Here is an 18,509-nt window from a genome sequence, read left to right on the forward strand (position 1 = left end):
ACGGGCCTATGCTCAACTCTCCTCCACCAGAACTTCACAGTTGAGGCGCTGGCATTCCGCCGACCACACCGAGGGGGGAGGCGGCAGCCGTTCCACCGGACCGGGTGGGGGTGGACCCGCGTGGGACCGCGGGTACGCACCGGTGGGTGGGGCGGCTGCCGCGTGACGTCAGCCGGCCGTCGGGCCGTCCGGGGTGTCCGGGGTGTCACCCGAGTCGGGACCGGTCGCGGGACCGGCGGCGGCACCGGCCGTCCGCCGTCGCCTGCGCAGCGCCCACGCCCCCGCGCCCAGCAGCGCGAACGTCAGCGCCCCGCCCTCCGCGATCCGCCACGGCGACGGTCCGGACGACCCCGAACCGGCCGCCCCCGTCCCGGCCGCCCCCGCGGCCCCCTTGCCCTGGGACGGCGACGGACTCGCGCTCGCCCCGCCCTCGCTCAGCGGATCGACCAGCGCCCCCACCGGCTGCGCCGAACTCCCCTTCCCGAAGCCCCAGTCGAGCAGCGCGGCGGTCTGCTCGTACACGGCGTTGGTGGCGGGGTCCGGGTGCATCACGGTGACCAGCAGGGTGCGGCCGCCCCGGGTGGCACCGCCGGTGAAGGTGTTGCCGGCGTGACTGGTGTAGCCGTTCTTGACGCCGAACAGGCCCTTGTAGACGTCGAGCCCCCAGGCGCCGGTGAGCAGGCGGTCGGTGTTCTGGATCTGGAAGGTCTTCTTGCCGCCCGCCGGGAAGTCCGCGGTCCGCGTCCCGCAGTAGCCGCGGAAGTCGTCGTCCTTCAGCCCGTGCCGGGCGAAGAGGGTCAGGTCGTACGCCGAGGAGAGCTGGCCGGGGTGGTCGAAGCCGTCGGGGCTGACCACATGGGTGTCGAGGGCCTGCAGGTCGGCCGCCTTGGCCTGCATCTCGGCGACGGTCCTCGCGATCCCGCCGTTCATGTGGGACAGGACGTGCACGGCGTCGTTGCCGGAGCGCAGGAAGACGCCCTGCCACAGCTGCTCGACGGTGTAGGTGAGGCCGGGCTTGATGCCGACCAGGCTGGAGCCCGACGGGACGTCGGAGACGTCGGAGTCCTTGACCTTGTACCGCTCGGTCCGCTCGAACTTCTTCAGCACGGTGTCCGCGAACAGCATCTTCAGGGTGGAGGCGGGCGCCAGCCGCCGGTGCGCGTTGTACGAGGCGAGGACCTCACCGCTGTCGCAGTCGGCGAGCAGCCAGGCACGGGCGGTGATCTTCTTCGGCAGGCCGGTGGCGCCGCTCACCTGTATGCCGCCGCGGGCCAGCCGCTCGCCGCCGATGACGGTGGCGGCCGAGGCGGGAGCCGCCGCGGACACGGGAAGGGCGGCGGCCGTCAGTCCTAGGGCGGCACGCCGGGTCAGCCGAGAGGAATCGCGCATCCCGGGACCGTACACCGCACCCAACAGGGCTTTGCCGCGAGGACCCCCTCCCGGCATATGAATTTGCTGTCTTATGAAAGTTCGCTAAGACATCCCGGTTTCTCAGCTCTGACACATCTTTTACCCAGGGCTGCTCAAAGGTTCCTCCCTAGCTTGAGCTCGCGTCCACAGCGGGCGCCAAGAACCTTCGAGGAACGGGATGTTTGGCATCTATCTCAAGCGCGAGCTGGGCCGCAGAAAGAAGGCGGCCCTGGTCATCGCTCTGGGTCTGGCGCTCGGTATCGCGCTGGTCATCACGGTCAACTCGGTGTCGGCCGGCATGACCCAGGCGCAGGACAAGGTCCTCAAGTCGCTGTACGGCCTCGGGACCGACATGACGGTCACCAAGGCCCGTACCGCGCCGACCTCGGGCAGCTCCGGCGGCCCGAACTTCAAGTTCGACGCCAAGTCCAGCAGCAGCTCCACGCAGAGTTCGGACCGGGTGCAGACTCAGGGCGGTCAGGCCCTGAAGTCGTCCCTGGTCACCAAGGTCGCCGGCCAGACGGGCGTGGAGAGCGCGGTCGGAGCGCTCTCCCTGAACGTCACCAAGGTCGACGGCTCCTTCACTCAGGGCAAGGCCAAGAGCACCACCGGCAGCAGCAACAGCAGCAGCAGCCAGGGCCAGCCGGGCGGCAGCGGCAGCAGCTCGGGCGGTGCGCCGCAGGTCCAGGGCGGCGGCGCCAACTTCAACGTCAACAGCTACTCCGTGGTCGGCGTCGACGTGGCCCACCAGGGCCTCGGCCCGCTCTCCACCATGAAGGTCACCTCGGGCAAGACCTTCACCACCGCGCAGACCGGCTCGAAGGTCGCGGTGGTCAGCAAGTCGTACGCCAAGGAGAAGAAGTACAAGGTCGGCTCGACCTTCAAGATCTCCAGCACCAAGTTCACGGTCATCGGCATCGCCACCCCGGACAGCAGCGAGTCCGACACCGACGTCTTCGTCCCGCTGAAGGTCGCGCAGACCCTCGGCGACGCCAAGAACCAGGTCACCACGATCTACGTCAAGGCGACCGACTCCAAGCAGATCTCCACCGTGAAGAAGGAGATCACCGCCAACATCTCCGGTACGACGGTCACCACCTCCGCCGACCTGGCGTCCACCGTCTCCGGTTCCCTCTCCACCGCCTCCAGCCTGGCGACCAGCGTCGGCAAGTGGCTGTCCATCGCGGTCCTCGCGGCGGCCTTCCTGGTGGCGGCCCTGCTGACCTCGTCCGCGGTGTCCCGCCGGGTGCGCGAGTTCGGCACCCTGAAGGCGCTCGGCTGGCCCTCGCGCAACGTGACCCGCCAGGTCGTCGGCGAGTCCATGGTCAACGGCCTGATCGGCGGCGCCCTCGGCATCGCCCTCGGCGTCGGCGCGGCCTACGCGGTCACCGCGATCAGCCCGAAGCTCACCGCCCAGCTGGGCAGCACCGGCGGTGGCGGTGCCGGCGGCCCGGGCGGTGGCGGCGGCCCCGGCCAGCAGGCCTCCCAGAACACCCTGGAGATCGCGCTGTCCGCGCCCGTCTCCCTGACCACCATCGCCCTCGCGGTCGGCCTCGCGGTCACCGGCGGTCTGATCGCCGGCGCGATGGGCGGCTGGCGCGCCTCCCGGATGCGCCCGGCCGACGCCCTGCGCAGCGTCGCGTAGCACCCCGCCCCTCCGAGCCGGGGCGCCGCTTCCACTCCCCCCGGGACGCGGCGCCCCCACCCCCTCACCGCAAGCACCCAGTGGAGAACCCATGTACAGACTCACCGGAGTCACCAAGCGCTACACGCGGGGCAAGGAGACGGTCGAGGCGCTGCGCGGCGTCGACCTGACCATCGAGGACGGCGACCAGCTCGTCATCCAGGGCCCGACCGGCGGCGGCAAGTCGACCCTGCTCCAGATGATCGGCGGCCTGGACCGCCCGACCGAGGGCAGCGTCCTGCTCGACGACGTCGACCTCGCCCGGGTCAGCGAGACCAAGCTGACCCGGCTGCGCGCCGAGAAGATCGGCATCATCTTCCAGTCGTTCAACCTGATCCCGACGCTCACCGCCCAGGAGAACGTCGAGACCGCACTCGTCCCGCTCGGCATCAAGCCGGCCGAGCGCCGGGAGCGCGCGGCGGAGGCGCTGCGCTCGGTGGGCCTCGGCGAGCGCCTCGGGCACGCCCCCTCGGAGCTGTCCGGCGGCCAGCAGCAGCGCGTCGCGATCGCCCGCGCGCTGGTGAAGAAGCCGAAGGTGCTGCTCGCCGACGAGCCGACCGGCAACCTCGACGAGGGCACCCGCGACGACATCATGGCCCTCCTCGAAGGCCTGTGGCACGAGTACGGGCTGACCTTCATCATGGTCACCCACGACTCCTCCATCGCCCGCCGCGCCCCGCGCCTGGCCACCATCAAGGCCGGCCAGATCACCCTCACCGAGCAGGGCGGCGGACAGCGGTACGCGCAGCAGGCCGCGGCCGGACCCGGCGGTCGGCAGGCCGCGGCGTACGGCGAGCCCCAGGCGTACGGCCAGCAGCCGTACGTGCAGCAGCAGTACGGCGGCGGCCAGGGTTACTGACCGCCGCGGGTGAGCGGCGCGGGGCCGCTCACCGCCCGAGGAGCCGGTCGATCTCGGCCAGCTGCCCGGCGGTGAGCGGCCCCTTCGCGATCGCGCCGGCGTTCTGCTCGGCCTGGGCGACGGACCGGAAGCCGGGGATCGGGACCGTGCGCGGGCTGCGGGCCCAGATCCAGCCGAGGGCGCCCTGGGCGAGGGTCCGCCCGTCGCTGGTCAGGATCTCGCGCAGGGCCTCGATCCGCCCGACCCAGGCGGGATCGGCGCCGTCGCCGTCCCCGAACCCGGGCAGCCAGGCCGGCGGCCTGCTGCGGATGTCGCCCGCCGCGGCTCCCGCCCGCCGCCCGCCGAGCAACCCCATCGCGAGCGGGCTGCGGTTGATGCTCGCGAGCTCCAGCTTCTCGGCCAGTGCGAGGAGTTGCGGGGCGTCCTGCAGCACGTTGAGGGTGTGCTGTACGGCCGCGCAGTGCGGGCCCTCGGCGAAGACGGCGGCGCGGGCCGGGTCGTCGGTGCTCCAGCCGTAGGCCCGGATCAGCCCCTCGCCGACCAGTTCCTCGCAGACGTCCCGGAGTTCGGCGGCGCGGGCCGGGTCGGCGTCGGAGAGGTGGAGCTGGTAAAGGTCGACGTGGTCGGTGCCGAGGCGGCGCAGCGAGGCGGTCAGGGCGCGGCGGACGTGGGCCGGGGAGTCGTCCTGACCGGTGAGGGTGCGGGTCTCCTCGTCGAAGACGTTGCCCCACTTGGTGGCGACGACGACCTCGTCCCGGCGGCTGCCGAGGGCGCGGCCGAGGACGCGCTCGCTGTGGCCGGCGCCGTAGGTGTCGGCGGTGTCGAAGAAGGTGACGCCGAGGTCGAGGGCGCGGTGCACGGCCCGTACGGACTCCTCGTCGTCGACCTTCCCCCAGCCGAGCGGCTGCCCGGTGGCGTCCTGCCACTCACCGCCGATGGCCCAGCAGCCGAAGCCGAGCGCGCTGACACGGATGCCGGAACGGCCCAGGGTCCTGGTGGTGCTGTCGGTTTCCATGCAGGAGACGGTAGGAGTTGGAGCGCACCCGAAGACAAGGGACTTGCGGGCCGGTCCTACGCCTGCCCGGTCTCGAAGCGGGAGATGCGGCCGTCGTCCTCGACCGTGAAGTCCCAGCGGGTGACCATCTCGCCCCAGGTGTCGTTGCGGTAGTGGGCGAGCAGGGAGCGGCCGCCGTTGGACTCGTTGTCGACGTCGATGTGGCCGTTGGAGGAGAAGATCTCCCGGTCGATCCAGTCGTCGAGGTTCCGGTCGGAGCCGTCGTCCGCCATGGTCGCGTCCGGGGTGAGGAGTTCCACGAGGCGGTCGCGGTCGCTGGCGTTGACGGCGGTGACGAAGGCCCGGACGGCCGGGTCGCTGAGCTTGGCTGTCTTGATCGTCATGTCAGTCAGCGTCACACCGGTCCCGGCGGCCCGCCACCCGCCCGCCACCCGAACGGCCGCGCGGACGGGCCGACCGGGTGTGCCGGGTGGGACGGTGGAACCCCGCGATCCGCTGCCGCCGATGGGAGCTCCCGTGACCTGCTACGACCGACGTGACGTGGGCCTGCTGCTGCTCCGGCTGGGCACCGGCGGGGTGCTGGCCGCGCACGGCACGCAGAAGCTGTTCGGCTGGTTCGGCGGAGGCGGCATCGAGGGCACGGGCCGGTTCATGGAGTCGGTCGGTTACGCGCCGGGCAGGCAGAGCGCGCTGGCGGCGGGGCTCGCGGAGGCGGGCGGCGGAACGCTGCTGGCGCTGGGCCTCGCGACCCCGGCGGCGGGCGCCGCGGCGGCCGGCGCGATGGCGGGCGCGACCGCCCTGCACCGGCCGAACGGCTTCTTCGCCGCGGAGCGCGGCTACGAGTACGCGGCGAGCCTGGGCCTGGCCGCCTCGGGCCTGGCCGTCGCGGGCCCCGGCCGGCTCTCCCTGGACCACGTGTTCGGGCATGTCTTCGACCGGGGCTGGATGGTCCCGGCCGCGCTGGGCGTGACGGCGACGGTGACGGCGGTGGTGATCGGCGCCCGGAACCGGCGGGTGCGGCGGGCGAAGGAGGGCGAGCAGGAGGCGCTGTTCGAGGGGTGACCGTCAGCGCGGGCGGGGCAGGCTACGGGCCATGACGGAACAGCGGACACCGCCCACGCCCGACCTGTGGGCCGCCATCGACGACCTCTGGACCTGGCTGGACGCCAACCGTGCGCACGGCGGCGACACCGGCCTCGTCCTGCGCATGCTCAAGCTCACGGAGGAGGTCGGCGAGGTCGCCCAGGCGGTGATCGGGGCGACCGGCCAGAACCCCCGCAAGGGCGTCACCCACACCTGGGAGGACGTACAGGGGGAGCTGTGCGACGTGGTGATCACGGCACTGGTGGCGCTGCGGACGCTGACGCCGGACGCGGAGGGGGTGTTCGCGGGGCATCTGGCGAGGGTGACGGCGCGGTCGCTGGGCAGCCGTGGAGCGAGCGGAGGCGTGGACACGCCGCCGGGACTACCGTGACGACGCATGAAGATCCCGTTGCCGCTGGACGCCGTACCCCGCCTCACCGGCGCGGCGATCGCCGGAGCCGTGGTCGGCATGGCCGTCGCGGTGGCCGTCGACGGAGCACTGGGGGCGCTGGCCGCGATCGCCACCACGGAACTCTGCTTCGTCGTGGCGGGCTGGGCGGTGCTGTGGCCGATGGATGCCACCGCCACCCACCGCAACGCGCGGCGCGAGGACTTCCGGCCCGTGACCGACGAACTCGTGGTGGTCGCGGCCGCGCTGTGCGGACTCGCCGCCATCGTGCTGCTGCTCGTGCGCGGCAAGCCCGACCCCGGCCACGCCGCGGCCGCGACCGCCCTGTGCGGCGTCTTCACGGCCTGGGCCGCGCTGCACCTCATGTACGCCGCCCGCTACGCCTACCTGTACTACGAGTCAGCGGACGGCATCGACTTCAACTCGGACGACCCACCGGCGTACCGGGACTTCTTCTACTTCAGCTACAACCTCGGCATGACCTACCAGGTCTCCGACACCGACGTCTCGAGCTCGACGATCCGCGCGATCGTACTCCGGCACACACTGCTCTCCTACGTCTTCGGCACCGGCATCCTCGCCACCGCCATCAACCTCGTCGTGGGAATCGTCACCGGCTGACGGTGTCGGGCGGGCCCGGGCAGGAAAGGATGGACCGGGCTGGCGCGGCCGACCGGGCCGTCGACAGAAGCGGGAAGGGACGGGTGGGCCATGGCGTCGGAGCAGACCGCCGGAGACCTGGTGGACGCGGTCGTCGTGTACGACGGACGCCTGCTGATGGTGAACGTGCGGGACGGCTGGGAACTGCCCTCCGGCACTTCCGGGCAAGCCGAATCGGCGGCGGCCGCCGCGGCACGCGTGGTGTACGAACTCACCGGTTACCTCGTCGACGGCTCGACACCGCTGGGACCGGCGGGTACGGATCCGTCCGGCCCACGCTCGTTCGTGGTGTGCCGGCTGCTGACCGAGACCCCGTCCGACTCGGAGACACAGCTCCCCCCGGAACAACTCCGCTGGATCCCGGTCCCGGAAGCCCTCGGTGCCGGGCTCCCCGAACCCGTCCGTGTCTACCTGGAGGGCCATACACCCGTCTAGCGGTGATCAGCGGACCGCCTCCAGAACGCGGGTGCCCGGCGCGCAGCTCTCGCTCAGTTCGGCGAGTTCGGCCACCGGCAGTCTGCGGGCGGAACCGCGTCGGCTGTGGTCGAGCAGTGCGGACGCGGTGTGCAGCCAGTGCGGCAGTGGGGCGACGCCGATGAACTCGGCCAGGCGGGTCAGCTCTTCGGCAGGACGGTCGAGCAGGTTCTCGTAGGAGAGCGTGCTGCGCCGGTCGGCGGGCAGCCGGGCAAGGAACCGGGTGCCTTCGGTGACGAGTTCGGACCACAGGGTGCCGAACGTCCGCAGGGGGATGTCCCGGTCGCGTACGAGGGCGGGATCGAAGCGTTCGCCGAGCAGCGGAGCCAGGTCCGCGGGCAGGGCGCGCACGTGCTCCTCGGTCAGGTCGGCGAAGCTGTCGATACCGGCGCGTGCCTTGATCTCGCGCAGCAGGGAGATCGTGCGGTAACCGGGATGGCGGCTCATGGACAGGGCGCAGTCCGGTCCGTCCCGGAACATGTGCACGAACCTCGCATGCGGGAACGCGGCCCGCAGCCCCGGCGCCCAGCCGGTCGAGTAGCCGGACCGCTCCACGACGGCGGTCCGTCCGAACCGCGCGCACAGCAGGTCGAACAGTGCCCGGTGGTGCTCGGCGGCGGTCCGCTCGGGCCACCGGGCCACCGCTGCGCCCACTTCGTCGAGAAGGCCGTCCGGCTCGTCCGAGAGGTGGGGCAGCACCATCAGGGAGAGCGCGGGGATACCGGTGGTCTGCGTCGTGTATCTGCCGGGGCGGCGGGTGTAGAGGAACTCGGGCAGCGGCAGACCGCTGCGGATCATCCGCTCGAAGTGCGGGGCGGGCCGGACGAGCGTCTGCCAGAACTGCGCGCCGGTCACCCTTCCTTCCGGGAAGGCTGCGTCGCCCACCGAGGCCATGAACTCGTTGAGGCTCAGTACGTCCGGGTGGGCGTTGAGGATGCGCGACAGCGCGGTCGAGCCGCTGCGTCCCGTACCGATGACGAAGGTCAAGGAACGCATGGTCACCCTCCGCGTGGTCCGCCGGTCCCCGGGGACCCGTTCACCGTGTGTGCCGTCCCACTCTGCCAGTCCGGCCGTCACGGCGTCGGTGGCGCGGGAGCCGGTTCGCCGCGGCCCGGGACGGCGGGGCTCGCCCGGTTCCCCGTCCGGTGCTGCCTGCCGCTCGTCGCCCGTCTCACCCCGCCAGCATCTTCAGCTCCCGCCGGTGCCACACCACCGGGCTCCGTTCGTCGTCCGTCATCAGGGCGAGGACGCGCAGCACGATGATGTCGTGGTCGCCCGCCGGGTAGGTGTGCTCGACGGTGCACTCCAGCCAGACCGGGGCGCCCTCCAGGAAGACGGCGCCCGATGCCGTCTCCAGCGTGCCGAGGCCGGCGAGGCGGCCCTCCTTGCTGCGGGAGGCGAGCTGGCGGGCCTTGCCGCTGTGGTCCTCGCCGAGGACGGAAACGCCGACGGTCCGGGCGGCCGCGAGGGCCGGCCAGGTGGTGGAGGTGTGCTGGACGGCGAAGGAGACCATGGGCGGGCGGTGCGAGACGCCGACGGCGAACGACGAGACGATCATGACGGTCGGTTCGCCGTGGACGCGTGCGGCGAGGGCGGCGACGCCGGACGGGAACGCGGCGAACGCGCCCTGTACGGCACCGGGATCCGAGGTGAAGCCTCCCGGGGGCGTCATCGTGCGGGGCGGGGGCTGTCGACGGCGGCGACGGTCTTCATCGGGCGGCTCCGGTCGGAGGAGGGCGGCGGCGAGGAGGGTGGGCAGGCCGACGGCGGCGAGCACGGCGAGGGTGGCCGCGTAGCCGAACCCGGCCAGCAGGACGGCGCAGACCGCGCTGCCCAGGACCGCGCCGAGTTGTTTCACGGCGTTGAAGGTTCCCGAGGCCGCTCCGACGTCGTCCGGGGCGACCGTGGTCACGGCGGCGATCGAGAAGGGCGACCACACGAACGAGTTGGCGACCCCGTACAGCGCGAGGACGGCGGTCAGGACGGGGACCGGCGCGTCCGCCGCGACCAGTGCCGCCGCGGCGCCGACGGACAGGACGAGGGCGGCGGAGCCGACGACGGCCGCCGCGCGGGGACCGGCGTCGTTGTTGAGGCGGGCGGACAGCGGGGCGCCGAGGACGCACACCACGCCCATCGGTACGAGGGTGAGCGCCGCCGTGCCCGGAGCGAGCCCGCGGTCCCGCTGGAGGTACAGCATCAGCGGGATCATCGCCGAGCCCGAGCAGAAGGCCGCGGCGGCGGCGCCCCAGGCCGCGGTGCGGAAGCCGCGGCTGCGCAGCACGGCGACCGGCACCAGCGCCCGCTGCCCGGAGCGCCGTTGCAGCCACACCACCAGGACGACGAGCAGCGTGCCGGCGGCGGCGAGCAGCCAGCGCGGGATGCCCCACACGTCGGCGCGGGCCGCGTCGGTGCCCTGGACGCCGAGGACGAGCGCCCCGGCGCCGGCCGCGTTCGCGCAGCTCGCCCAGACCGGCACGGCGGCCCGCCGCCGGCGGGGCAGGGCGGGGACGAAGGCGGCCACGGCCGCCGCCGTCGCGATGCCCACCGGCACGTTGACCCAGAACACCGCCGGCCAGCCGCCCGCGGCGACGAGCAGGCCGCCCACCAGCGGGCCGGCGGCCACCGCCGCCCCGCCGACCGCGCCCCACACGCCGAGCGCGACGGCGAGGCGGGGCGGCCGGAACAGGGCCCTGATGAGGGTGAGGCACTGCGGGGTCATCAGGGCGGCGCCGATGCCCTGGACGACCCGCCAGGCGATGAGGGCCCCGGCGGTGGGGGCGAGCGCGCACAGCAGCGAGCCGACCGTGAACGCCGCGAGGCCGAGGAGGAGGACGCGCCGGTGGCCGTGGCGGTCGCCGAGCCGGCCCGCGACGACCAGGGGGACCGCGCAGGCGACGAGGTAGCCGCTGTTGACCCAGATCGCGAGGGTCTCGGTGGTGTGCAGGCCGCTGATCAGCGCGGGCAGGGCGACCGAGGTGACCGTGCTGTCCAGCAGCAGCATGAAGAAGCCCGCGCAGATGCCGGCCAGGGCGAGCCGGTCGCGCCGCTCGCTGCCCGCGGTCATCTCACACCGCCAGGTTCTCGCGCAGCGTGCCACCGGGGTAGGCCGGGGCGAGGCTGCCGCGGCGGCGCAGTTCGGGGAGGAGCAGTTCGGCGATGTCGGCGAAGCCGGAGGGCATGGCCAGCGGGCTGGAGAACATGTAGCCGCCGCGCGCTCCGGTCGCCGCGAAGTTCTCCTCCAGCGCGTCCGCGACGGTGGCGGGGTCGCCGGCGAGGCCGTGGTCGAGCCCCGTGGCCCGGCTGCGGCCGTGCGCGAAGAACTCCGCGCGGCTCATGGTGTGCCCGGCGCCGAACTCCGCGACGAGCGAGCCGACCAGACCGGCCGGGCTGGCGTTGGCCGCGACGACCGCGTCCCGCAGTTCGCCGAGGCGGAAGGACTCCGGGAGCGTGGCCAGGTCGTAGCCCATGTTGTGGGAGAGGTGGGTGGCGACGGTCTCCTCGTTCCAGAACGCGAGTGCCGCGTCGCGGCGGGCCCGGGCCTCGGCCGTCGTACGGCCGACGATGACCTGGGTGGCCCACAGGATGCCGACGCGGTCCGGGTCGCGGCCCTCGGCGAGGAGTGCCTCGTCGAGGAGTTTGCGGTGCCGCTGCTGGGCGGCGAGGTGGCCGCCGAAGCCGAAGACCAGGTCGGCGAAGCGGGCGGAGGCGGCTATGCCGCGGGGCGAGTTGCCCGCCTGCACGATCAGCGGGTGGTGCTGGGGGCTGGGTACGGAGGCGAGCGGGCCCTTGACCGTGAAGAAGCGGCCCCGGTGGTCGATCGGGTGCACCTTGGCCGGGTCGGCGAAGCGGCCGGTGGCCCGGTCGCGGACGATCGCGTCGGGGGCGACGGAGTCCCACAGCGCCCGGCAGACCGCGACGAACTCCTCCATCCGCTCGTAGCGCAGGTCGTGGTCCATGAGTTCGCCGAAGCCGTAGTTCGCCGCGTCGGCGCCGCGGGTGGAGGCGACGACGTTGAAGGCGATCCGGCCGCCGGTGACGTGGTCGAGGGAGTTCAGCAGCCGGGCGACGTAGAACGGGTGCATGAAGGTGGAGGAGTAGGTCAGGCCGAAGCCGACGTGTTCGGTGACCGTGGACATCGCCGCGATCACCGGGGACATGTCGTGGCGCGGCCACTGGATGCCCCACTCCACGGCCGGTGCGATGCTGCCCCGCCAGGTGCTGGGGATGCCGCTGCCGTCGCCGAAGAACAGCAGGCCGACGCCGGCCCGTTCGGCGGTCCGGGCCAGCTCCATGTACAGGCGGACGTCGGGGAAGTCGGTGCCGGTCCAGGAGCCGGGCCGGGCCCAGGCGCCCTCGGTGTGGGTGAAGGAGAGGTCGAAGCCGATGTGCATGCCGGTCACCGGACGCCCCGCTTCCACAGGCCGACGATTTCGTCGGCGTCGCTGAGTACGGCGACGTTCAGTGCCAGCTGCACCAGGGCGGCGGCGTGGACGTCGAGGTCGTAGGCGGCGGTGGCGTCCCGGGGGACGAGGACCGGCCAGTCCAGCTGTACGGCGTCCTGGGCGGTCGCGTACACACAGCACTCGCTGGTCAGGCCGGCGACGGTGAGCCAGCCGCGCCCGTCCGCGCGCAGCCGCGCGTCCAGGTCGGTGCCGAGGAACCCGCTGTAGCCGCGCTTGACGATCCGTGTCTCGCCGTCGGCGGGCCGCAGCCTGAACCACTCGGCGCCGGGGGAACCGAGCACGCACGGCTCGTCCGGGCCCATGGGGGCGTCGTAGTCGCCGCCGCGCAGCCAGTTGCCTGCCCGCCAGGGCCGGGCCGGGTCGCTTCCCAACTCGACCCAGTAGACGGGCACTTCGTGCGCACGCGCGGCCTCGACGAGGTGTCGGGTGCGGGTGACGGCCAGGTCGAGGGCGGAGCGGCAGTCGTCGGTCAGGCCGTATGCCGTCAGGCGTTCCGGATCGGCGAAGTCGCGCTGTACGTCGACCACGACCAGCGCGGGCCCGCTGCCGGGCCGTGCGAGGCGGGCGAGTTGCCTCTCCCTGAGGCCGGGGCCGGGCATCAGGCGGTCACCTCGTCCCGGGCCCGCAGTTCGGGCAGCACGGTCTTGCCGAACAGCAGCATGTCCTCGTCGTACTCCGGGAAGATCAGCATGAGCCCGTCCAGGTCGGCCTCGCGCACGATGAACTCGATGTGGTCGGTGACGGTGCTCGCCGACCCGGCGACGTACGGCGTCTGGAACGCGGCCTCCCCGTCCGCCCCGTCGGCCCAGGCGCGGGCCTGGTCCTCGGGGATGCCCCAGGTGCTGCGCATCCGGGCGAGGGCCTCCCGGTCCAGTCCCGCGCTCCACTCCCTGACCTTCTCGGCGGCGCGTGCGTCGGTCTCGTCCTGGACGACGGTGAGCATCGAGTAGGTCCTGCAGACCCGGCCGGCCGCCGCCGCCCGTTCGTGGACGTCCGCCGACAGCATGCGCATCTCGTCGAGGCTCTCGGCGGCGAGGAAGGCGCCGTCGGCGTAGCGGGCCTGGAAGCGGCGGGCGTCCTCGGAGCGGCCCGCGTTGATGAGGGTGGGGCGGACCGCCGGATGCGGGCGGGACTCGCAGTCGACGAGGTCGAAGTACGGGGTGTGCAGGGTGACGGAGTCCTCGGTCCACAGGCGCGTGACGGCCTCGGTCCAGAGTTCCGTCATCCGGTAGCGGTCCTCGTGGCCGAGGTCCGGGTCCCACTGGCCGAACTGCTCGAACTCGCCCGCGTACGAGCCGTTGACGATGTTCATGCCGGCGCGGCCGCCGGAGATGTCCTGGAGGGTGGCGAACATCTTCGCGGCGACGGCGGGGTTGTGGACGTTGGCGTGCAGGGTCGCCCAGATCTTCACCCGGCTGGTCGCCTCGGCGAGGGCGGCCATCATGGTCATCGACTCCAGTGAACGGCCCCAGTGGTCGGTGCTGCCGCCGAAGCCGCGCCATTTCGCCATCGACATCACGAAGTCGAGGCCGATGGCCTCCGCGTGCACGGCGGCGCGCCTGTTCCAGGCGTAACTGGCCTCGGGGTGGGGGGCGGTGGTGGAGAGCATCCAGCCGCCGTTCCCGATGGGGAGGAAGATTCCGTACTCTTTCGTGGGCACGTTGCTGGCCTTTCCTGCGGTGCGGGTGGGGGCCGGTGTGGGTCGTCGGTCGGCTGCGGCGCCGTGGGGGCTGGTCGCGCCCACGCGGCGGAGCCGCAAATTGATGCAGCCCCGCGCCCCTAATGGGGCGCTGTCGCTCAGGGAGCCGGCCAGACGAGGTTGCCCTCCTTGTAGATGTTCTTGACGTACGACGTGTCGAACCATGTCGCGGCCTTGGCGGGGGTCACGTCTGCGGGGACGATCGCGAACCGGTGGAGCATGGCGACGAGTGCGGTGACGTTCTTCGGGTCGACGGCGCCGAGGGGCTGTCCCGGTGTCGGGTTGTCCTTCACCACCTGGGTCTCGGTCTGCCAGATGGTCGCGTTGAGCTTCTTGTCGTACGTCGGTCCGGACAGGCCGGCCGCGTAGCCGACGCACTGGGTGGTGTGGGCGGCGCTCGCGGAGCAGTAGGCGTAGGCGTGCAGGGCGGCGCGCAGGATGTCCTCGACGGCGTGCGGGTGGGCCTTGGCGAAGGCCGGGTTGACGGCCATCGCGCCGAGCGAGCTGGGGACGTCGTAGTCGACCGGCTTCCAGACGGTGACGTCGTGGCCGGCCGCCCTGAGCTGGTTGGGCTCGTTGGAGACGAATCCGGTGAGCGCTTCGAGTCCGCCCTGCCTGCGGGGCAGTACGGAGGGGTCGTAGCCCTCCTTGACCAGCTTGAGCGAGTCCCACTTGACGCCGGCCTTGACCAGCATCGCCCGGACCGAGGCGGGCACATAGCCCTTGTGGCCGACCGTCCTGCCGTCGAGCTGGGTCAGGTCGGTGATGTCCTTGTTGGTCATCAGGATGTCGAGGCCGGCGTCGGAGTACGAGGAGACGCCGGTGATGTCGATCCCGTTGGCGCGGGCCTGGATGACGTCCTGTTCGGCGACGGGGCTGACGGTGGCCTGGCCGCTGGCGAGCAGTTTGGTGTTCTGGGAGGTGTCGCCGGTGCCGGGTTTGAGGGCGACGTCGAGGCAGAGGTCCTTGAAGTAGCCGAGTCTGCTCGCGGCGATGTATTCGAGGATCGACGCGGACGACTGGTACTGGTAGCCGGAGAGGTAGGTGATCTTGCCTGCGGCCTTGTTCTCGGCGCAGCGCGCGGCGGAGATCGCCGATCCCTCGGAGCCCTTGGAGGTGGTGGCGTCGGATCCCGATCCACAGCCGGCGGCCACGGCCGTCAGGGCGACGGCGGCGAGAGCGGCGAGGCCGGATCTGGCGAGGCGTGACTGCATGGGTGACTGCGTGGATGACTGCATGGGTGACTCCCAACTGGCGGTGTCCGCCGGGGCTTTGACGGGTGGGGCGCGGGCGGCGGGTGGCGGCGCGGGGCGTCGGCGCACCGGGCCTCGTGGGCGCCGGGCGGGACGGGGCGGGGCGGTGGCGGGCGCGGGCCCGGTCAGTCGTCCGTGCTGTCGTGCCAGTGCAGGACGCGGCGTTCGACCAGCGTCACGGCGAGCAGCAGCAGGACGCCCATGACGGCGAGGACGAGGATCGCGGCGTATACGACCGGGAGCTGGTTCATGGACGAGGCGACGCTGATCACGGTGCCGAGGCCGCGGGTCGAGCCGGACGCCGACATCTCGGCCACGACGGCGCCGATGATCGACAGCGGGAAGACGATGCGCAGCGCGGCGAACAGGAACGGCAGCGCGTGCGGGACGCGGACGTACCAGAGCAGTTCGACGCGGCTCGCGTCCATCGTCCGGTACACCTGGAGCACCTGCCGTGGCACCGAGCGCAGTCCGGCGGCGGTGTTGATGAGGATCGGGAAGAAGCAGATCAGGGCCGCGATGAGGACCTTGGGCAGCGGGCCGAAGCCGAAGGCGACGACCAGGGCGGGCGCGATCGCCACCAGCGGGGTCACGTTGAGGACGACCGCGATCGGCATGACGGCCCGCCGCAGCAGCGGGAGTTCGCTCGTCAGCACCGCGAGGACGAACGCGGCGGCGAACCCCGTCCCCAGACCGGCCGCGGCCTCGCCCAGGGTGACCAGGGCGTTGTCGGCGTAGTAGCCGAACTCGGAGCCGAGGGAGGTGCCGATCTTCCCCAACGGGGGCAGCAGGTAGGGCAGTTCGTCGGCGCCCCACTGCCAGAGCAGGGCGAGCAGCGCCAGTGTCACGAGGAGCGGCGCCCAGACGGCGGGGCGGATCCAGGCGATCCGGGACCTCGGGTGCCGCAGGCTGAAGCGGGAGGGCTCGGCGGGCGGTTCGGTCCCGGCGGCGGCCTGCGCGGTACGTTCGTCGGCTACGGTCATCGCTCCCGCCTCCGTCACGCGGCTTCGCTGCGCCAGGCCCGGCGCAGCCGGTCCCGGACCAGGTCCTCGTACTCGTGGAACCGGCGCTCCCCGAACAGGCGGTCGCCGCGCGGCCGTTCCAGGTCGACCTCGACGGTGTCGACGATGCGGCCGGGGCGCGGGGCCATGACGACCACGGTGTCGGAGAGCCGGACGGCCTCGGAGACGGAGTGGGTGACGAACAGGACCGTCGTCCGCAACTCGTCCCAGAGGTCGAGGAGCTGGTCCTGGAGGCTCTCGCGGGTGAACTCGTCGAGCGCCGAGAAGGGTTCGTCCATGACGAGGACGTCGGGCCGCAGGCCGAAGGCCCGGACGATCGCGGCGCGCTGCCGCATCCCGCCGGAGAGCTGCGCGGGAAGCTTGTGCATGGCCTCGCCGAGACCGGCCTTGACCAGGAGTTCCCGCATGTCCGGGGCGCCGGCCGGCGCCCGCTCGGCACTGCCCGCGATGCGTTCCCGGCGGCTCGCCGCACCCTTGTTGATCTTCTGCGGCAGGCTGACGTTCCGCAGTACCGACAGCCACGGCAGCAGGGCCGGGCTCTGCGGCACCAGGCCGATCATCTTGGCGGCGCACGCCTCGGCCGGAGGCACGCCGTGCACCCGTACGGTGCCGTGGTCGGGTTCCTCCAGACCGGCCGCGATCCGCAGCAGCGTCGACTTGCCGCAGCCGCTGGGCCCGATCAGGCTGACGAAGCGGCCGGCCGGTACCGACAGGTTGACGTCGTCGAGGGCAGTCGTCGCGGCCGGCCCGAATCCGTAGACCCGGCGCACCGACCGCAGGTCGAGTGCTGGCGTACCAGTCACCTTCACGCTCCCATCCATGTCGCGAGCACAAGAGCCCGATCCTGGAAGTCGGAGAGCGTGCGTGGCGAGTGCGGAACTGCCACGCGGAAATCCGCTTAGGTGCCCCCGACAGTAGGAACCCCGTGTTTCACCCGGCCACGGCGGGCCGTTTCATCGGCTTTACGTTCGGCCCGGCGGTGTTACGACGGTGTCGCCGTCGAAGACGTAGACCTCGACGCCGAGATCCGCGGCGGCGCGGGCCACCCAGCCGCCCAGCGCCTGCACGGTCACCCCGGTGACGAGGAGGACGGTGCGCTCGGCGGTGGGCACCGAGTTCCGCAGCCAGAGCAGCTTGAACATGTCCGCCATGACCTTGTTCCGGTAGGCGGGCTTGTAGGCGCCCTGGTTGGCGACGAGCTGGACGAGCACGCGGCCCGAGGCGTCGATCCCCTCGACCTCGACACGGCTGCCGTCCGGCAGCATCAGCGGCTTCGGGCGCAGCGCGGTGCCGAGCCGGTCGCCGAGGGCGAGCAGCATCCGGCGTTCGACGGAGCCCTCGGCGAACCGGCTCCACTCGGTGGGGGCGTCAACCACGGTCAGGCGCACGTCCCGGAGTCTAGGAACGTCCCGTTTCGCGGGTGTTTCCTGCTCCCGGCCGGGGTCAGAAGATGCCCGTCCGGATCGCGTACGCCACGGCCTGGGTCCGGTTCCTGACCCGCAGTCTCTTCACGGCCTCGTGGATGATGCCCTTGATGGTGCGTTCCGAGTAGCTCATCTTGTCGGCTATCTCGACCGTGTTCATGCCCTCGGAGAGCATGCGGAGCACCTCGACCTCCCGGACCAGGAGGCCGTCCCTGCGGGACAGGTCGGTGAGGGTCTGCTGCCGTTGCTGGTTTCCCAGTTCGGCGATCAGGTGGGCCACCAGGTCCTCGGGCATCCGGCAGCGCCCGGCGCCCGCCTCGACGACGGCGTCGACGAGGCGGTCGAGGTTCAGGCCGCCCCGGTACAGGAAGCTGGTCAGTCCGTACTCGACGGCCGGCGCGAGCTGCCGCTCGGTGATGCGGTCGGCGATCATCACGACCGGGACGGGGGCGCCGGGGGCGCGGGCGGCGTCCTGCCGCATGACCCTGAGCCAGTGGTCGTCCACGGCGCCCAGCAGGAGGACGGACACGTCCGCGTCGGGCAGCCGCTGCGCGGTGAGGAGCTTCACGCGTGCGCTCGACTCCAGGTAGGCACCGGTGGCGTGTTCGAGGATCGCGTCGCTCGCCCGCAGTACGGCAGCGACCGGAGCGCTCCGCGCGTCGCACATTCCATCCGCTTGGTTCTCAGGCACGCTTCAGCACCTTATGGCGCCGTCGGGGCGTCGGCTTACGTCAAATGACCCGATGAAATATCCGCCCCTCTGTGCCGGTTCGATGCCCTGTAGTGCCTTTGCGGGCACGGGAGCCGGGCATCGGGCGGCAGGCCCGCCGTCCGGCGGGCGGCAGGCCTGCACCGGTTGTACCAGGCGAGGCCGCCGCCGGGCCCTGGCCCGTCGGGGCCCGCCGCCCTTTCGTCCCGCGGGTGGGTCCGTTCGCGCATGCGGCGCCCCGCGGCCGGCCTCCTGAGCGCACGCACATGTCCGGGGCAGTCCGGCCGCGGGCAGCGGACAGTGGACATATGTCTCGGAGGAGCGGGGACGAGCGGCGGGGAGCGG

At 72.4% G+C, this 18,509-nt stretch carries 18 protein-coding genes and 1 pseudogene; 6 read left to right on the forward strand and 13 right to left on the reverse strand.

The window, feature by feature from the left end; all coding sequences use genetic code 11:
* Nucleotides 1-168 precede the first annotated feature (168 nt).
* On the reverse strand, nt 169-1,389 hold the full coding sequence (locus ACFZB3_RS22800; RefSeq protein WP_391377725.1) for a serine hydrolase: 1,221 nt from the start codon (nt 1,387-1,389) through the stop codon (nt 169-171).
* Nucleotides 1,390-1,588: 199 nt separating this feature from the next.
* Between ACFZB3_RS22800 and ACFZB3_RS22805 the strand changes: the two genes are divergently transcribed.
* Both ACFZB3_RS22805 and ACFZB3_RS22810 read left to right on the forward strand, forming a co-directional pair.
* Nucleotides 1,589-3,055, forward strand: a complete 1,467-nt coding sequence (locus tag ACFZB3_RS22805; protein WP_391377727.1) for an ABC transporter permease — start codon at nt 1,589-1,591, stop codon at nt 3,053-3,055.
* A 91-nt stretch (nt 3,056-3,146) separates the two neighbouring features.
* Nucleotides 3,147-3,833 (forward strand): annotated as a pseudogene (locus tag ACFZB3_RS22810) (ABC transporter ATP-binding protein); the annotation flags it as partial.
* A 148-nt stretch (nt 3,834-3,981) separates the two neighbouring features.
* On the opposite strand, the gene ACFZB3_RS22815 reads toward ACFZB3_RS22810, so the two are convergent.
* Both ACFZB3_RS22815 and ACFZB3_RS22820 read right to left on the reverse strand, forming a co-directional pair.
* Nucleotides 3,982-4,968, reverse strand: coding sequence for an aldo/keto reductase (locus ACFZB3_RS22815; RefSeq protein ID WP_391377730.1), 987 nt, complete (start codon nt 4,966-4,968; stop codon nt 3,982-3,984).
* 56 nt (nt 4,969-5,024) lie between these two features.
* Complete coding sequence (locus ACFZB3_RS22820; protein ID WP_391377732.1) at nt 5,025-5,351, reverse strand: nuclear transport factor 2 family protein; 327 nt, start codon at nt 5,349-5,351, stop codon at nt 5,025-5,027.
* Nucleotides 5,352-5,484: 133 nt separating this feature from the next.
* Between ACFZB3_RS22820 and ACFZB3_RS22825 the strand changes: the two genes are divergently transcribed.
* The 4 genes from ACFZB3_RS22825 (at nt 5,485) to ACFZB3_RS22840 (ending at nt 7,555) form a co-directional block, all read left to right on the forward strand.
* A complete protein-coding gene (locus ACFZB3_RS22825; RefSeq protein WP_391377865.1) occupies nt 5,485-6,030 on the forward strand; it encodes a DoxX family membrane protein in 546 nt (181 codons plus the stop codon).
* A 31-nt stretch (nt 6,031-6,061) separates the two neighbouring features.
* Nucleotides 6,062-6,442 carry a MazG-like family protein gene (locus ACFZB3_RS22830; protein ID WP_391377734.1) on the forward strand — a complete coding sequence of 127 codons (381 nt, stop codon included), beginning with the start codon at nt 6,062-6,064 and terminating at the stop codon, nt 6,440-6,442.
* Between the two features lie 6 nt (nt 6,443-6,448).
* A complete protein-coding gene (locus tag ACFZB3_RS22835; protein ID WP_391377736.1) occupies nt 6,449-7,081 on the forward strand; it encodes a DUF1345 domain-containing protein in 633 nt (210 codons plus the stop codon).
* Between the two features lie 90 nt (nt 7,082-7,171).
* The gene (locus ACFZB3_RS22840; protein WP_391377738.1) at nt 7,172-7,555 is read left to right on the forward strand and encodes an NUDIX domain-containing protein; all 384 of its coding nucleotides are present in this window, start codon (nt 7,172-7,174) and stop codon (nt 7,553-7,555) included.
* A gap of 6 nt (nt 7,556-7,561) precedes the next feature.
* Here ACFZB3_RS22840 and ACFZB3_RS22845 read toward each other — a convergent pair whose 3' ends face one another.
* From ACFZB3_RS22845 to ACFZB3_RS22890, 10 genes are all read right to left on the reverse strand, one after another.
* Nucleotides 7,562-8,590: a sulfotransferase gene (locus ACFZB3_RS22845; protein WP_391377740.1), complete on the reverse strand. Its 1,029-nt coding sequence runs from the start codon at nt 8,588-8,590 to the stop codon at nt 7,562-7,564.
* A 175-nt stretch (nt 8,591-8,765) separates the two neighbouring features.
* Complete coding sequence (locus ACFZB3_RS22850; protein ID WP_391377742.1) at nt 8,766-10,658, reverse strand: MFS transporter; 1,893 nt, start codon at nt 10,656-10,658, stop codon at nt 8,766-8,768.
* 1 nt (nt 10,659) lies between these two features.
* Nucleotides 10,660-12,012 (reverse strand): NtaA/DmoA family FMN-dependent monooxygenase, encoded by a 1,353-nt coding sequence (locus ACFZB3_RS22855; protein ID WP_391377744.1) that lies wholly within the window; start codon nt 12,010-12,012, stop codon nt 10,660-10,662.
* On the reverse strand, nt 11,991-12,656 hold the full coding sequence (locus ACFZB3_RS22860; protein WP_391377746.1) for an isochorismatase family protein: 666 nt from the start codon (nt 12,654-12,656) through the stop codon (nt 11,991-11,993). The genes ACFZB3_RS22855 and ACFZB3_RS22860 overlap by 22 nt, the downstream gene beginning before the upstream one ends.
* On the reverse strand, nt 12,656-13,717 hold the full coding sequence (locus ACFZB3_RS22865) for an LLM class flavin-dependent oxidoreductase (protein WP_391377748.1): 1,062 nt from the start codon (nt 13,715-13,717) through the stop codon (nt 12,656-12,658). The genes ACFZB3_RS22860 and ACFZB3_RS22865 overlap by 1 nt, the downstream gene beginning before the upstream one ends.
* Before the next feature lie 137 nt (nt 13,718-13,854).
* Nucleotides 13,855-14,970: an ABC transporter substrate-binding protein gene (locus tag ACFZB3_RS22870; RefSeq protein ID WP_391377750.1), complete on the reverse strand. Its 1,116-nt coding sequence runs from the start codon at nt 14,968-14,970 to the stop codon at nt 13,855-13,857.
* 164 nt (nt 14,971-15,134) lie between these two features.
* The gene (locus ACFZB3_RS22875; protein WP_391377751.1) at nt 15,135-15,992 is read right to left on the reverse strand and encodes an ABC transporter permease subunit; all 858 of its coding nucleotides are present in this window, start codon (nt 15,990-15,992) and stop codon (nt 15,135-15,137) included.
* A gap of 14 nt (nt 15,993-16,006) precedes the next feature.
* A complete protein-coding gene (locus ACFZB3_RS22880) occupies nt 16,007-16,834 on the reverse strand; it encodes an ATP-binding cassette domain-containing protein (RefSeq protein ID WP_391377753.1) in 828 nt (275 codons plus the stop codon).
* Between the two features lie 159 nt (nt 16,835-16,993).
* Nucleotides 16,994-17,419: a hypothetical protein gene (locus ACFZB3_RS22885; RefSeq protein WP_391377755.1), complete on the reverse strand. Its 426-nt coding sequence runs from the start codon at nt 17,417-17,419 to the stop codon at nt 16,994-16,996.
* 55 nt (nt 17,420-17,474) lie between these two features.
* Complete coding sequence (locus ACFZB3_RS22890) at nt 17,475-18,146, reverse strand: LuxR C-terminal-related transcriptional regulator (RefSeq protein ID WP_391377757.1); 672 nt, start codon at nt 18,144-18,146, stop codon at nt 17,475-17,477.
* Between the last annotated feature and the right edge of the window lie 363 nt (nt 18,147-18,509).

This window comes from Streptomyces sp. NPDC008092 (genome assembly GCF_042957285.1).
Classification (GTDB): Bacteria; Actinomycetota; Actinomycetes; order Streptomycetales; family Streptomycetaceae; genus Streptomyces.